This window comes from Methyloversatilis thermotolerans (assembly GCF_000372885.1).
In the GTDB taxonomy this organism is placed as follows: Bacteria; Pseudomonadota; Gammaproteobacteria; order Burkholderiales; family Rhodocyclaceae; genus Methyloversatilis; species Methyloversatilis thermotolerans.
Map to the genome: position 1 here is coordinate 3,965,058 of NZ_KB889967.1, position 13,754 is coordinate 3,978,811.

Sequence of the window (13,754 nt, forward strand, 5' to 3'; positions counted from 1 at the left end):
GGCTACGCCTCCGGTACTTTTGGAATCTCGAAAAATGCCAACCATCAATCAGCTTGTACGCAAGCCGCGCACTTCGCCGGTAAGCAAATCCAAGGTGCCGGCTCTGGAAGCCTGCCCCCAGAAGCGTGGTGTCTGCACCCGCGTCTATACCACGACCCCGAAGAAGCCGAACTCGGCGCTGCGAAAAGTCGCCAAGGTGCGTCTGACCAACGGTTTTGAGGTCATTTCCTATATCGGCGGGGAGGGTCACAACCTGCAGGAGCACTCTGTTGTGCTCATCCGGGGTGGTCGCGTAAAGGATCTTCCGGGTGTCCGTTACCACATTGTGCGTGGTTCGCTTGACCTGCAAGGCGTCAAGGATCGCAAGCAGGCCCGTTCGAAGTACGGCGCCAAGCGTCCGAAGAAAGCCTAACAAGCCACAGATTGAAGGGGTAGAAAATGCCGCGTCGTCGCGAAGTTCCCAAACGGGACATCCTGCCGGACCCGAAGTTCGGAAGTGTCGAGTTGTCCAAGTTCGTCAATGTGCTCATGTCTGCCGGCAAGAAGTCGGTGGCCGAGCGCATCATCTATGGCGCCTTTGATCAGATCAAGACCAAGAGCGGCAAGGATCCGCTCGAGGTTTTCTCCCAGGCCATCAACAACGTGAAGCCTGTTGTTGAGGTGAAGAGTCGTCGCGTCGGTGGTGCGAACTACCAGGTGCCGGTTGAGGTTCGTCCGGCTCGTCGCATGGCGTTGTCGATGCGCTGGCTGCGCGAAGCTGCGCGCAAGCGTTCGGAGAAGTCGATGGGGCTGCGTCTGGCGGCGGAGTTGATGGAGGCCGCCGAGGGTCGGGGTGCTGCCATGAAGAAGCGCGACGAAGTGCATCGCATGGCGGATGCCAACAAGGCGTTCTCGCACTTCCGCTTCTGATCCGAATTTTCGCTTAATTGACTGGCCGCCACTTGTGGCGGCCTCTTGTTTCAAAGGACTGTATCGTGGCACGCAAGACACCGATCGAGCGCTACCGGAACATCGGCATTTCGGCTCACATCGACGCCGGCAAGACGACGACGACCGAGCGGATTCTTTACTACACCGGCGTCAATCACAAGCTGGGCGAAGTGCATGATGGCGCGGCCACGACAGACTGGATGGAGCAGGAGCAGGAGCGTGGCATCACCATCACCTCCGCTGCCGTGACCACTTTCTGGAAGGGCATGGGCAGCAATTTCCCGGAGCATCGCATCAACATCATCGATACTCCGGGTCACGTCGATTTCACGATCGAAGTCGAGCGCTCGATGCGTGTGCTCGATGGCGCGTGCATGGTTTATTGCGCGGTGGGTGGTGTGCAGCCGCAGTCGGAAACCGTCTGGCGTCAGGCCAACAAGTACGGTGTGCCCCGTCTTGCCTTCGTAAACAAGATGGATCGCACCGGTGCGAATTTCTTCAAGGTCTACGAGCAGCTGAAGACACGCCTGAGTGCGAATCCGGTTCCCGTGGTCATCCCCATTGGTGCGGAAGAGAACTTCAAGGGTGTGGTCGATCTGATCAAGATGAAGGCCATCATCTGGGACGATGCGTCTCAAGGCATCAAGTTCGCCTATGAGGATATTCCTTCCGAGTTGCAGGCTACCGCCAATGAATGGCGCGAAAAGATGGTTGAGGCTGCCGCCGAGTCCGGCGAAGAGATGATGAACAAGTATCTCGAAAGCGGTGAGCTGTCCGAGGCCGAGATCATCCAGGGCCTGCGTACGCGCACCATCGCTGGCGAGATACAGCCCATGTTGTGCGGCACTGCATTCAAGAACAAGGGCGTGCAGCGCATGCTGGATGCTGTCGTCGAGTTCCTGCCGTCGCCGGTTGATATTCCGCCGGTGAAGGGTTTGGGTGAGAACGAGGAGGCTGTCGAGCGCAAGGCGGCCGACGAAGAGAAGTTTTCCGCTCTCGCGTTCAAGCTCATGTCCGACAAGTATGTCGGTCAGCTCACTTTCATTCGCGTGTACTCGGGTGTGCTGAAGTCAGGTGACACTGTGTACAACCCGGTGAAGGGCAAGAAAGAGCGCATCGGGCGTCTTGTGCAGATGCATGCAAACGACCGTCAGGAAATCGAAGAGGTGCGTGCTGGCGACATCGCCGCAGCGATTGGTCTGCAGTCGGTCACGACCGGTGAAACGCTGTGCGATCCGGATGCGGAAGTCACGCTGGAGCGTATGGAATTCCCGGAGCCGGTGATTCACGTTGCCGTCGAGCCGAAGACCAAGGGCGATCAGGAAAAGATGGGTCTGGCGCTCGGTCGTCTGGCGCAGGAAGATCCGTCGTTCCGCGTGCGCACCGATGAAGAGTCCGGTCAGACGGTGATCTCCGGTATGGGCGAACTGCACCTCGAGATCATCGTGGATCGCATGAAGCGAGAGTTCGGTGTCGAGGCGAACGTCGGTGCCCCGCAGGTCGCCTATCGTGAAGCGGTGCGCAAGGCAGTTGAGCAGGAAGGCAAGTTCGTCAAGCAGTCCGGCGGTCGCGGTCAATACGGCCATGTCTGGATCAAGCTCGAGCCGAACGAACCGGGCAAGGGTTACGAGTTCGTCGATGCGATCAAGGGCGGTACGGTGCCGCGCGAATTCATCCCGGCGGTCGATCGCGGTCTGCAGGAAACCTTGCCGAACGGCGTTCTCGCGGGGTTCCCGGTTGTCGATGTGAAGGTCACGCTGTTCGACGGCTCCTACCACGACGTCGACTCGAACGAAAACGCGTTCAAGATGGCAGCCTCGATGGCGTTCAAGGATGCGATGCGGAAGGCCAATCCGGTCTTGCTCGAACCCATGATGGCCGTCGAGGTGGAGACGCCGGAAGACTACATGGGCAATGTCATGGGTGACCTGTCCGGTCGTCGCGGCATCGTTCAGGGCATGGAAGATCTGCCCGGCGGCATCAAGGCGATCAAGGCGGAGGTTCCGCTGGCGTCGATGTTCGGCTATTCGACGACGCTGCGCTCCCTCAGTCAGGGGCGTGCGACCTATTCGATGGAATTCAAGCATTACGCGGAAGCGCCCAAGAACGTCGCTGACGCCATCATCAACAAGAAGTAATCGGTAATCAGTAGAGGCTAGACATGGCAAAGGGAAAGTTTGAGCGCACCAAGCCGCACGTGAACGTGGGCACGATTGGTCACGTTGACCATGGCAAGACGACGCTGACGGCGGCGATCACGACGATTCTGTCGTCGAAGTTCGGCGGAGAGGCGAAGGCGTACGACCAGATTGATGCGGCGCCGGAAGAGAAGGCGCGGGGTATCACGATCAATACGGCGCACGTTGAGTACGAAACGGCGACGCGTCACTACGCGCACGTTGATTGCCCGGGACACGCGGACTACGTGAAGAACATGATCACGGGAGCGGCGCAGATGGATGGCGCGATTCTGGTCGTGTCGGCGGCTGACGGTCCGATGCCGCAGACGCGCGAGCACATCCTGCTGGCGCGCCAGGTGGGTGTTCCGTACATTGTTGTGTTCCTGAACAAGTGCGACATGGTCGACGACGCGGAGCTGCTCGAGCTGGTTGAGATGGAAGTGCGCGAGCTGCTGTCGAAGTACGACTTTCCGGGTGATGACATCCCGATCGTGAAGGGTTCGGCGCTGAAGGCGCTGGAAGGGGACAAGAGCGATCTGGGTGAAGGCGCGATCATGAAGCTGGCCGAAGCGCTGGACAGCTACATTCCGACGCCGGAGCGTGCGGTGGATGGTGCGTTCCTGATGCCGATCGAAGACGTGTTCTCGATTTCGGGTCGCGGCACGGTGGTGACGGGTCGTGTTGAGCGCGGGATTGTGAAGGTCGGTGAGGAAATCGAAATCGTGGGCATCAAGCCGACGGTGAAGACGACGTGCACGGGCGTTGAAATGTTCCGCAAGCTGCTGGATCAGGGTCAGGCGGGAGATAACGTTGGCGTGCTGCTGCGCGGCACGAAGCGTGAAGAAGTCGAGCGTGGGCAGGTGCTGGCCAAGCCGGGTTCGATCAAGCCGCACACGCACTTCACGGCGGAGATTTACGTGCTGTCGAAGGAGGAAGGTGGTCGTCATACGCCGTTCTTCAACGGCTATCGTCCGCAGTTCTACTTCCGTACGACGGACGTGACGGGTTCGATCGAGCTGCCGGCGGGCACCGAGATGGTGATGCCGGGGGATAACGTGTCGATCACGGTGAAGCTGATTGCGCCGATCGCGATGGAAGAAGGGCTGCGCTTTGCGATCCGCGAAGGTGGTCGTACCGTCGGCGCCGGCGTGGTTGCAAAGATCGTCGAGTAAGTAGTACACTCGACAGCTTTTGTGCCGGGCGGTGATGTGCCGTCCGGCTTTGCTCTTTCGCTCTTTGGGAAAAAACGATGCAAAGCCAGAAAATACGTATCCGTCTCAAGGCATTCGACTATCGTCTGATCGACCAGTCGGCTCTCGAGATCGTGGATACCGCCAAGCGTACCGGTGCGGTCGTTCGTGGTCCCGTGCCGTTGCCGACCCGCATAGAGCGTTTCAACGTGCTGCGTTCGCCGCACGTGAACAAGAGTTCCCGAGACCAGTTTGAAATCCGTACCCATGTCAGGTTGATGGATATCATCGATCCGACCGACAAGACGGTCGATGCGTTGATGAAGCTCGATCTGCCGGCAGGCGTGGATGTCGAAATCAAGCTCCAGTAGGGGCGGGTTGATCTTTTCCGGCGTTCTTTTTGTCGGGTAAGTGTCACCGGATGTCCGGTGGCTGTTGAAACGGATCCTGGTCAATCGCAACCGGGATGAGGAGAAAAACATGAGTCTAGGCCTTGTGGGTCGCAAGGTCGGCATGACGCGCATTTTCACCGATGACGGGCAAACCGTTCCGGTGACGGTCGTGGATGTGTCGAACAATCGCGTTACCCAGATCAAGACGGCCGACACCGATGGTTATACCTCGGTGCAGGTCGCTTTCGGCAAGCGGCGTGCTTCGCGCGTCAATAAGGCGGCGGCCGGTCACTACGCGAAGGCGGGAGTCGAGGCGGGTGAAGTTCTGCGCGAGTTTCGTGTCAGCGCCGATCAGCTGTCGCAGTTCAAGGCGGGTGATGTCATCAGCCCGGCGACGGTTTTCCAGGTGGGGCAAAAGGTCGATGTGACGGGTACGTCCATCGGCAAGGGCTTCGCTGGTGCCATCAAGCGGCACAACTTCTCGTCCAACCGTGCGTCGCACGGCAACTCGATTTCGCACAACTCTCCGGGTTCCATCGGTATGGCCCAGGATCCGGGTCGCGTGTTTCCGGGCAAGCGCATGGCGGGGCATCTTGGTGATGCCAGGCGCACGCAGCAGGGGCTCGAGGTCGTGCGTATCGACGAGGCCCGTCAGCTGCTGCTCATCAAGGGCGCAATTCCGGGTTCCAAGGGCGGGGACGTGATCGTCCTGCCGGCGGTCAAGGGCTGAGGAGAGCGCGATGGCTGAATTGAAAGTTTTGAACGACGCGGGGCAGCAGGCATCCACAGTGCAGGCGCCGGATGCGCTGTTCGCGCGTGAGTACAATGAGGCGCTGGTGCACCAGCTGGTGGTGGCTTATCAGGCCAATGCGCGCCAGGGAACGCGTGCGCAGAAGGACCGTACTCTCGTCAAGCACACCACGCGCAAGCCGTGGCGTCAGAAGGGTACCGGCCGTGCGCGCGCCGGTATGTCATCCAGCCCGTTGTGGCGTGGTGGCGGTCGCATCTTCCCGAATCTGCCGGAAGAGAACTTCTCGCAAAAGGTCAATCGCAAGATGTATCGCGCCGGCATTGCGACCATCCTGTCGCAGCTCGCGCGCGAGGATCGCATTGCCGTGGTGGAGAGCTTCAATGTCGAGGCGCCCAAGACAAAGCTGCTGTCGAGCAAACTCAAGGGGATGGGTCTTGAGTCTGTTCTCGTGATTACTGACGAGCTCGACGAGAACCTCTTCCTGTCGTCACGCAATCTGCACAACGTGCTGGTGCTCGAGGCGCACGAGACGGATCCGGTGTCGCTCATCCGCTTCGGCAAGGTGCTGGTCACCCGTAGCGCGATGAGTAAATTCGAGGAGATGTGGGCATGAGCAACTTTTCGCAGGAAAGGCTGATGCAGGTTCTGCTCGCGCCGCAGATTTCCGAGAAGGCAACCTTCATCGCCGACCGCAACAACCAGGTTGTATTCAAGGTGGCTTCCGACGCGACGAAGCCTGAGATCAAGGCGGCTGTCGAGTTGCTGTTCAGCAAGCCGGACAACAAGATTGAGGTTCTGTCGGTCCAGGTCCTGAATGTCAAGGGCAAGGTCAAGCGTTTCGGTCGTACGTTTGGCCGGCGTAGCGACTGGAAGAAAGCCTTTGTCCGCATCAAGCCTGGTCAGGACATCGAGTTCGCTGAAGGAGGGGCTGTCTGATGGCTCTCGTCAAAGTCAAGCCGACATCGGCGGGCCGCCGTGCGGTCGTCAAGGTTGTCACCCCGACGCTCTATAAAGGTCGACCGGTTGATTCGCTGACCGAAAACCAAAGCAAGACCTCGGGCCGCAACAATCATGGCCGGATTACCACACGCCATAAGGGCGGTGGCCATCGTCAGCAATATCGCGTGATCGATTTCCGTCGCAACAAGGACGGCATCGTGGCGAAGGTGGAGCGGATCGAGTACGACCCCAATCGCACGGCTCACATTGCGCTGTTGTGTTATGCCGATGGAGAGCGCCGCTACATCATCGCCCCGAAGGGGTTGGTGGTGGGTGCTCAGGTCGTGAGTGGTTCGGAGGCGCCCATCAAAGCGGGTAATACGCTCCCGCTGCGCAATATTCCGGTCGGTTCGACCATCCATTGCATCGAGATGCAGCCGGGCAAGGGTGCGCAGATTGCGCGTGCGGCAGGGGCGTCGGTCCAGTTGCTCGCCCGGGAAGGTAGCTACGCGCAGCTTCGTCTGCGTTCCGGCGAAATCCGTCGTGTGCATGTCGAGTGCCGCGCGACCATCGGTGAAGTCGGCAACGAAGAGAACAATCTGCGCAAGCTCGGCAAGGCTGGCGCCACCCGTTGGCGCGGCGTGCGTCCGACGGTGCGTGGTACCGCGATGAACCCGATCGATCACCCGCACGGTGGTGGTGAGGGTCGTACCGGCGAAGGTCGTGTGCCGGTCAGTCCGTGGGGCCAGCCGACCAAGGGCTATCGCACCCGCAGCAACAAGCGCACGAGCAATATGATCGTGCAGCGCCGCTACAAGCGTTAAGAGGTAGGCAATGGCACGTTCAATCAAGAAAGGCCCGTTCGTCGACGCCCACCTGATGGCCAAGGTGGATGCTGCTCGCGCGTCCAACGACAAGCGTCCGATCAAGACCTGGTCGCGTCGTTCGACCGTTCTGCCGGATTTCATCGGTCTGACCATCGCGGTGCATAACGGCCGTCAGCACATTCCGGTCTATGTCTCGGAAAACATGGTCGGTCACAAGCTGGGCGAGTTCGCGCTGACCCGTACGTTCAAGGGTCATACCGCGGGCAAGAAGGCCAAGAAGTAAGGAGCGATGACAATGGAAACCCGTGCAAATCTCCGCGGTGTGCGTCTTTCGGCGCAGAAAGGTCGGCTCGTCGCTGATCTGATCCGCGGCAAGTCGGTCAGTCAGGCTCTCAACATTCTGACTTTCAGCCCGAAGAAGGGCGCGAAGATCATCAAGAAGGTGGTCGAGTCCGCGATCGCGAACGCCGAACACAATGACGGTGCCGATATCGACGCCCTCAAGGTAAAGACCATTTACGTGGAAAAGGGTGTGGTGCTGAAGCGCTTCACCGCCCGGGCCAAGGGTCGCGGCAATCGCATCATCAAGCCGACCTGCCACGTGTTCGTCACGGTTGGAGACTGAAGGTTATGGGACAGAAGATTCATCCGACCGGCTTCCGTCTGGCGGTCACGCATAATTGGGCGTCGCGCTGGTTTGCGACCAGCAAGGACTTTCCTCGCATGCTCAATCAGGACCTCGAAGTCCGTGCGTTCCTGAAGAAGAAGCTGGCGCACGCTTCTGTGGGGCGTGTCGTGATCGAGCGCCCCGCGAAAAACGCGCGTATTACGGTGTTCTCGGCCCGACCAGGCGTGGTGATCGGCAAGAAGGGCGAAGAGATCGAGATCATCAAGGCTCAGCTGGGCAAGATGATGGGCGTGCCGGTGCATGTGAATATCGAGGAAATCCGCAAGCCGGAGATTGATGCTCAGCTCATCGCTGACTCCATCGCCCAGCAGCTCGAGAAGCGCATCATGTTCCGGCGGGCGATGAAGCGCGCGATGCAGAACGCGATGCGTCTGGGCGCACAGGGCATAAAGATCATGTCGTCCGGACGTCTGAACGGCATCGAAATTGCCCGTCGCGAGTGGTATCGCGAAGGTCGTGTGCCGCTGCATACCCTGCGCGCGGACATCGATTACGGCACCTCGGAAGCCAAGACCACATACGGTGTCATCGGTATCAAGGTGTGGGTGTTCAAGGGTGAAATGCTCGCCCGCGGCGAAGCGCCTGTCGTAACCGAAGAAGCCGACAATGCACGTCGCCCGCGCCGCGATGCCCGCCGTCCGGAGGGTGACAACCGTCCGGCTGGTCGCCGTCCGGCCCGCGATGGCAAGCCCGAAGGCGGCGCACCGGCAGGTGATGCCGATGTGAAGTCCACTCAGAAACGAGTCAGAAAGTCAGGAGCTAACAATGCTGCAGCCGGCGAGAAGGAAGTATCGTAAGGAGCAGAAGGGCCGCAACAAGGGCCTCGCCACCCGCGGCACCAAGGTTTCCTTTGGCGAGTACGGTCTCAAGGCAACGTCGCGTGGGCGTCTGACGGCACGTCAGATCGAGTCCGCTCGTCGCGCCATGACGCGTCACATCAAGCGCGGCGGCCGTATCTGGATTCGCATTTTCCCGGACAAGCCGATTTCGGAAAAGCCGGCGGAAGTGCGTATGGGTAACGGTAAGGGCAACCCGGAGTACTGGGTTGCTGAAATTCAGCCGGGCAAGGTGCTTTACGAGATGGACGGCGTCGACGAGGCGCTGGCGCGCGAGGCGTTTCGCCTGGCGGCGGCCAAGCTTCCGCTCGAGACCACCTTTGTCGTGCGACAGCTGGGGTAAGCGATGAAAGCCAAGGATCTGCGGACAAAGGACGCCGCCGAGTTGAACAAGGAGCTGCTGGATCTGATGAAGGCGCAGTTTTCGATGCGCATGCAGAAGGCCACCCAACAGCTGACCAATACGAGCCAGCTCAAGTCGGTTCGACGCGACATCGCGCGCATCCGTACCGTGCTGCAACAGAAAGCGAGTGCGAAATGAGTGAGACCAATCAAAAGGTCCATCGCACGCTGGTCGGCCGCGTGGTCAGCGACAAGATGGACAAGACGGTGACCGTGCTGGTCGAGCGCCGAGTGAAGCACCCGCTGTACGGCAAGGTGATCATGCGTTCAAAGAAGTATCACGCACATGTGGAGGGCCTCGAAGCGCATGAAGGCGATCTGGTCGAGATCGAAGAGTGCCGTCCGATCAGCCGTACCAAGGCGTGGAAGGTCACCCAGGTCGTCGAGCAGGCGCGTGTGATCTGACGTTGGGTTGTAGAAGGGGGGGGGCTTGATCAGTCCCTCCCTGCGTGCTATTGTTGCATGCTTTGCTTCACCGAGCCTAAAGGTTTCGCTGGGCTCGTCCACACCCTGACGGGTCCAAGACTGACCGCTTTTGAGCGGGATAAGTTGGAGATAAGAAATGATCCAGATGCAATCCATGCTGAACGTCGCCGATAACACCGGTGCGCGCGCTGTCATGTGTATCAAGGTGCTTGGGGGTTCCAAGCGTCGCTACGCCGGTATCGGTGACGTGATCAAGGTCAGCATCAAGGATGCTGCTCCTCGTGGTCGCGTGAAGAAGGGCGAAGTCTACAACGCGGTGGTGGTGCGTACCGCCAAGGGTGTGCGTCGTCCCGATGGTTCGCTCGTGAAGTTCGATGGCAACGCCGCTGTGCTGTTGAACAACAAGCTCGAGCCCATCGGCACCCGCATTTTCGGCCCGGTCACGCGCGAGCTGCGTGGTGAGCGTTTCATGAAGATCGTGTCGCTGGCGCCTGAAGTGCTCTGAGGCCGGCTGGAGAGTCAGATGGAAAAGATTCGCAAGGGCGATGAAGTGATTGTGTTGACTGGCAAGGATCGCGGTCGTCGCGGGACTGTGCTGCGTCGCGTTGATGAGCGTTCGGTTGTTGTCGAGGGCGTCAATCGTGCCAAGAAGCATCAGCGCCCGAACCCGATGAAGGGTCAGCAGGGTGGCATCGTCGAAAAGGAAATGCCGATCGACATCTCGAATATCGCCCTGTTCAACCCGGCTACCAGCAAGGGTGACCGGGTGGGGGTCAAGACGCTTGAGGATGGCACTCGCGTGCGCTTCTTCAAGTCGAATGGCGAGTTGGTCAAGGCTTAAGGAATGACGATGGCGCGCTTGCAAGAATTCTACAAAGCGACCGTGGTGGGCGATCTGACGACTCGCTTCGGTTACAAGTCCGTGATGGAAGTGCCGCGAATCACCAAGATCACTCTGAATATGGGTGTCGGTGAAGCAGTCGGCGACAAGAAGGTGCTTGAGCACGCGGTCGGTGATATGACAAAGATTGCCGGTCAGAAGCCGGTGGTCACCAAGGCCCGCAAGGCTATTGCCGGGTTCAAGATCCGCGAGGGCTATCCCATCGGTTGCATGGTGACCCTGCGCGGGCCGCGCATGTTCGAATTCCTTGATCGCCTGATCACGGTCGCAATGCCGCGAGTCCGCGATTTTCGCGGGGTGTCGGGCAAGGGGTTTGATGGTCGCGGTAACTACAATATCGGCATCAAGGAACAGATCATCTTCCCCGAAATCGAGTACGACAAGGTCGACAAGGTTCGCGGGATGAATATCAGCATCACGACGACTGCGAAGACGGACGAGGAGGCAAAGGCTCTGCTCGCCGCGTTCAAGTTCCCGTTCAAGAATTGAGGTTGCCATGGCCAAGTTGGCGTTGAAGAACCGTGAAGCAAAGCGCGAGAAGCTCGTGGCCAAGTTCGCTGCGAGGCGTGCTGCGCTGGAAGCCGTGATCGCCGATCAGTCGGTCAGCGAGGAGGAGCGCATGGCCGCCCGACTGAAGATCCAGTCGCTGCCGCGCAACGCGAATCCTACTCGTCTGCGCAATCGTTGTGAGCAGACGGGGCGTCCGCGCGGTGTGTTCCGCAAGTTCGGTCTGTGCCGCAACAAGTTGCGCGAGGCGGCCTTCCGGGGTGAAGTGCCCGGCATGGTCAAGGCAAGTTGGTAACAGGGGTACAAGATGAGCATGAGTGATCCGATTGCGGACATGCTGACCCGCATCCGCAATGCACAGATGGCGCAGAAGAACTCTGTTGTCATGCCCTCTTCGAAGCTGAAGGTGGCGATTGCCGGTGTGCTGCAGTCCGAAGGTTATATCGATGGTTTCAACGTGCGCTCGGCGGATGGCAAGGCCGAACTCGAGCTTTCTTTGAAGTACTACTCCGGACGCCCGGTCATCGAGCGTATCGAGCGTGTCAGTCGCCCTGGCCTGCGCGTCTATCGCGGTACCGATGAACTCCCGCGTGTCATGAATGGCCTTGGTGTCGCGATCGTGTCGACGCCGCGTGGCGTGATGACTGATCGCAAGGCGCGCGCCGAGAAGGTTGGCGGCGAAGTGCTGTGCATCGTGGCCTGAGGAATAGAACATGTCACGTATCGCAAAGAATCCAGTCGTGCTCCCGAAGGGAGTCGAGGTCGCGCTGAAGAATGGCGAGCTGTCGGTGAAAGGCCCGCTCGGTCAGATCACTCGCGCCATGCATCCTGCCGTTGCCGTGACGGTCGATGGCGGAGAGGTCCGGTTTGCGCAGATCGAGGGCGCCGAGAACACCAAGGCGCTTTCCGGCACGATGCGCGCACTGGTCGCCAATATGGTGACTGGTGTCACGCAAGGTTTTGAGCGCAAGCTCATGCTTGTCGGCGTCGGTTACAAAGCTCAGGCACAAGGCGACAAGTTGAATCTTTCGCTTGGTTTCTCGCATCCGGTTGTGCACTCGATGCCGGCCGGCATCAAGGTCGAGACTCCAGCGCAAACCGAAATCCGCATCAAGGGTGTGGACAAGCAGCTGGTCGGTCAGGTCGCCGCGGAGATCCGTGCGTACCGCCAGCCCGAGCCATACAAGGGCAAGGGCGTGCGCTACTCGGACGAAGTGGTTGTTATCAAAGAGACCAAGAAGAAGTAAGGGTGACGAACATGGACAAGAACATCTCCCGTCTGCGCCGTTCCCGCCAGACCCGTGCGCGCATCGCCCAGCTGAAGGCTGTCCGTCTGTCGGTTCATCGAAGCAACAGCCACATTTACGCCCAGGTGTACTCCGGGTGCGGCACGCGCGTGCTGGCGGCTGCGTCGACGGTCGAGGAGTCGGTGCGCAAGGAAGTGAGCAGCGGTGGCAATGTGAAGGCGGCTACGCTCGTCGGCAAGTTGATCGCCGAGCGTGCCCGCGCCCAGGGTATCGAGCAGGTTGCATTCGACCGCGGCGGCTTCAAGTATCACGGCCGTATCAAGGCGCTCGCTGAGGCCGCCCGCGAAGGCGGTCTCAAGTTCTAACTGATCAGGCGACTCAAGCGATGGCTAAACCGCAACGCAAGCAAAACCAGGCCCAGGAAGAACGCGACGACGGCCTGCGTGAAAAGATGGTGTCGATCAACCGTGTCACGAAGGTTGTGAAGGGTGGTCGTATTCTGGGTTTCGCCGCCCTTACCGTGGTTGGTGATGGCGATGGCGGGATCGGCATGGGCAAGGGCAAGGCGCGCGAAGTGCCTGTCGCGGTCCAGAAAGCGATGGAAGAAGCGCGCCGCAAGATGGTTCGGGTAAGCCTGAAGGAAGGCAGTTTCCACCATCCGGTCATCGGGCATCATGGCGCATCCACTGTGCTGATACAGCCTGCTGCGGCCGGTACAGGCATCATCGCCGGCGGTCCGATGCGGGCGGTATTCGAGGTGATGGGTGTCACCGATGTGGTGGCGAAGTCGCTGGGTTCCTCCAACCCCTACAACCTCGTGCGTGCGACGCTGGATGGACTGTTGCGCATGAGTACGCCGTCGGAGATTGCTGCCAAGCGCGGCAAGTCCGTCGCTGAAATTCTCGGCTGAGGTGCGTCATGGCTGCTGAAAAAACTCTGAAGGTCACGCTGATCAAGAGCCTGATCGGTCGCAAGCAGGATCATCGCGCGACTGTTCGCGGCCTGGGGCTGCGTCGGCTGCATCACACCGTGGTCCTTGAGGACACGCCCGCAGTGCGCGGCATGGTCACCAAGGTGTCCTACCTGCTGAAGGTCGAGGGTTAAATGGAACTGAATGACATCAAGCCCGGCGAGGGTTCCAAGCACGCCCGCCGGCGTGTCGGTCGCGGCATGGGTAGCGGTCTGGGCAAGACGTGCGGCCGCGGCCACAAGGGACAGAAGTCTCGTTCCGGCGGCTGGATCAAGGGTTTCGAAGGCGGCCAGATGCCGCTGCAGCGTCGACTGCCCAAGCGCGGTTTTACCTCTCTCACCCGCTTGCGCAACGAGGAAGTCAATCTTTCGTCGCTTTCCAGGCTGCCAGTCGAGGAAGTGGATCTTCTCGTCCTGAAGCAGTTCGGTCTGGTTTCTCGCGACGCCTTGTCGGCCAAGGTTGTGCTGTCCGGGGAAATCTCAAAGCGCGTCGTGCTCAAGGGCATCGGTGCGACCAAGGGCGCGCGGGCGGCGATCGAAGCTGCTGGCGGTCAGGTCGGAGACTGAGA

Annotated in this window: 25 protein-coding genes; all 25 read left to right on the plus strand. The window is 59.9% G+C overall.

Going from position 1 to position 13,754, the window contains the following annotated elements:
- Nucleotides 1-34: 34 nt before the first annotated feature.
- The 25 genes from rpsL to rplO all read left to right on the plus strand — a co-directional run bounded on the left by rpsL (nt 35) and on the right by rplO (nt 13,752).
- A complete protein-coding gene (rpsL, locus tag A3Q7_RS0118125) occupies nt 35-412 on the plus strand; it encodes a 30S ribosomal protein S12 (protein WP_018413330.1) in 378 nt (125 codons plus the stop codon).
- A 26-nt stretch (nt 413-438) separates the two neighbouring features.
- Entirely contained in the window at nt 439-909 is a 471-nt protein-coding gene (gene rpsG / locus A3Q7_RS0118130) for a 30S ribosomal protein S7 (protein ID WP_018413331.1), read from the plus strand.
- 65 nt (nt 910-974) lie between these two features.
- Entirely contained in the window at nt 975-3,068 is a 2,094-nt protein-coding gene (fusA, locus tag A3Q7_RS0118135) for an elongation factor G (protein ID WP_018413332.1), read from the plus strand.
- A 23-nt stretch (nt 3,069-3,091) separates the two neighbouring features.
- Nucleotides 3,092-4,282 (plus strand): elongation factor Tu, encoded by a 1,191-nt coding sequence (gene tuf / locus A3Q7_RS0118140; RefSeq protein WP_018413333.1) that lies wholly within the window; start codon nt 3,092-3,094, stop codon nt 4,280-4,282.
- A 77-nt stretch (nt 4,283-4,359) separates the two neighbouring features.
- On the plus strand, nt 4,360-4,671 hold the full coding sequence (rpsJ, locus tag A3Q7_RS0118145; protein WP_018413334.1) for a 30S ribosomal protein S10: 312 nt from the start codon (nt 4,360-4,362) through the stop codon (nt 4,669-4,671).
- A gap of 109 nt (nt 4,672-4,780) precedes the next feature.
- Nucleotides 4,781-5,422, plus strand: coding sequence for a 50S ribosomal protein L3 (gene rplC / locus A3Q7_RS0118150; RefSeq protein WP_026224998.1), 642 nt, complete (start codon nt 4,781-4,783; stop codon nt 5,420-5,422).
- A 10-nt stretch (nt 5,423-5,432) separates the two neighbouring features.
- Nucleotides 5,433-6,056 carry a 50S ribosomal protein L4 gene (rplD, locus tag A3Q7_RS0118155; RefSeq protein WP_040570713.1) on the plus strand — a complete coding sequence of 208 codons (624 nt, stop codon included), beginning with the start codon at nt 5,433-5,435 and terminating at the stop codon, nt 6,054-6,056.
- Complete coding sequence (gene rplW, locus A3Q7_RS0118160) at nt 6,053-6,379, plus strand: 50S ribosomal protein L23 (protein WP_018413337.1); 327 nt, start codon at nt 6,053-6,055, stop codon at nt 6,377-6,379. The genes rplD and rplW overlap by 4 nt, the downstream gene beginning before the upstream one ends.
- The gene (gene rplB, locus A3Q7_RS0118165) at nt 6,379-7,206 is read left to right on the plus strand and encodes a 50S ribosomal protein L2 (protein WP_018413338.1); all 828 of its coding nucleotides are present in this window, start codon (nt 6,379-6,381) and stop codon (nt 7,204-7,206) included. The genes rplW and rplB overlap by 1 nt, the downstream gene beginning before the upstream one ends.
- 10 nt (nt 7,207-7,216) lie before the next feature.
- The gene (gene rpsS / locus A3Q7_RS0118170) at nt 7,217-7,492 is read left to right on the plus strand and encodes a 30S ribosomal protein S19 (RefSeq protein ID WP_018413339.1); all 276 of its coding nucleotides are present in this window, start codon (nt 7,217-7,219) and stop codon (nt 7,490-7,492) included.
- Nucleotides 7,493-7,504: 12 nt separating this feature from the next.
- Nucleotides 7,505-7,834 carry a 50S ribosomal protein L22 gene (rplV, locus tag A3Q7_RS0118175; RefSeq protein WP_018413340.1) on the plus strand — a complete coding sequence of 110 codons (330 nt, stop codon included), beginning with the start codon at nt 7,505-7,507 and terminating at the stop codon, nt 7,832-7,834.
- 5 nt (nt 7,835-7,839) lie between these two features.
- Nucleotides 7,840-8,694 (plus strand): 30S ribosomal protein S3, encoded by an 855-nt coding sequence (rpsC, locus tag A3Q7_RS0118180; RefSeq protein WP_018413341.1) that lies wholly within the window; start codon nt 7,840-7,842, stop codon nt 8,692-8,694.
- A complete protein-coding gene (gene rplP, locus A3Q7_RS0118185) occupies nt 8,663-9,076 on the plus strand; it encodes a 50S ribosomal protein L16 (protein ID WP_018413342.1) in 414 nt (137 codons plus the stop codon). The genes rpsC and rplP overlap by 32 nt, the downstream gene beginning before the upstream one ends.
- Before the next feature lie 3 nt (nt 9,077-9,079).
- Nucleotides 9,080-9,274: a 50S ribosomal protein L29 gene (gene rpmC / locus A3Q7_RS0118190; protein WP_018413343.1), complete on the plus strand. Its 195-nt coding sequence runs from the start codon at nt 9,080-9,082 to the stop codon at nt 9,272-9,274.
- The gene (rpsQ, locus tag A3Q7_RS0118195) at nt 9,271-9,540 is read left to right on the plus strand and encodes a 30S ribosomal protein S17 (RefSeq protein ID WP_018413344.1); all 270 of its coding nucleotides are present in this window, start codon (nt 9,271-9,273) and stop codon (nt 9,538-9,540) included. The genes rpmC and rpsQ overlap by 4 nt, the downstream gene beginning before the upstream one ends.
- Nucleotides 9,541-9,697: 157 nt before the next feature.
- Entirely contained in the window at nt 9,698-10,066 is a 369-nt protein-coding gene (rplN, locus tag A3Q7_RS0118200) for a 50S ribosomal protein L14 (RefSeq protein ID WP_018413345.1), read from the plus strand.
- 18 nt (nt 10,067-10,084) lie between these two features.
- The gene (gene rplX / locus A3Q7_RS0118205; protein WP_018413346.1) at nt 10,085-10,402 is read left to right on the plus strand and encodes a 50S ribosomal protein L24; all 318 of its coding nucleotides are present in this window, start codon (nt 10,085-10,087) and stop codon (nt 10,400-10,402) included.
- Between the two features lie 9 nt (nt 10,403-10,411).
- Complete coding sequence (gene rplE / locus A3Q7_RS0118210; protein WP_026225000.1) at nt 10,412-10,951, plus strand: 50S ribosomal protein L5; 540 nt, start codon at nt 10,412-10,414, stop codon at nt 10,949-10,951.
- Between the two features lie 7 nt (nt 10,952-10,958).
- Entirely contained in the window at nt 10,959-11,264 is a 306-nt protein-coding gene (rpsN, locus tag A3Q7_RS0118215; RefSeq protein ID WP_018413348.1) for a 30S ribosomal protein S14, read from the plus strand.
- Between the two features lie 12 nt (nt 11,265-11,276).
- Nucleotides 11,277-11,672 carry a 30S ribosomal protein S8 gene (gene rpsH / locus A3Q7_RS0118220; protein ID WP_018413349.1) on the plus strand — a complete coding sequence of 132 codons (396 nt, stop codon included), beginning with the start codon at nt 11,277-11,279 and terminating at the stop codon, nt 11,670-11,672.
- A gap of 10 nt (nt 11,673-11,682) precedes the next feature.
- Nucleotides 11,683-12,216 (plus strand): 50S ribosomal protein L6, encoded by a 534-nt coding sequence (gene rplF / locus A3Q7_RS0118225; RefSeq protein ID WP_018413350.1) that lies wholly within the window; start codon nt 11,683-11,685, stop codon nt 12,214-12,216.
- 11 nt (nt 12,217-12,227) lie between these two features.
- Nucleotides 12,228-12,581, plus strand: a complete 354-nt coding sequence (rplR, locus tag A3Q7_RS0118230; protein WP_018413351.1) for a 50S ribosomal protein L18 — start codon at nt 12,228-12,230, stop codon at nt 12,579-12,581.
- A 20-nt stretch (nt 12,582-12,601) separates the two neighbouring features.
- A complete protein-coding gene (rpsE, locus tag A3Q7_RS0118235; RefSeq protein ID WP_018413352.1) occupies nt 12,602-13,126 on the plus strand; it encodes a 30S ribosomal protein S5 in 525 nt (174 codons plus the stop codon).
- An 8-nt stretch (nt 13,127-13,134) separates the two neighbouring features.
- Nucleotides 13,135-13,320: a 50S ribosomal protein L30 gene (gene rpmD, locus A3Q7_RS0118240; protein WP_018413353.1), complete on the plus strand. Its 186-nt coding sequence runs from the start codon at nt 13,135-13,137 to the stop codon at nt 13,318-13,320.
- Nucleotides 13,321-13,752, plus strand: a complete 432-nt coding sequence (rplO, locus tag A3Q7_RS0118245; protein WP_018413354.1) for a 50S ribosomal protein L15 — start codon at nt 13,321-13,323, stop codon at nt 13,750-13,752.
- Nucleotides 13,753-13,754: the final 2 nt, after the last annotated feature.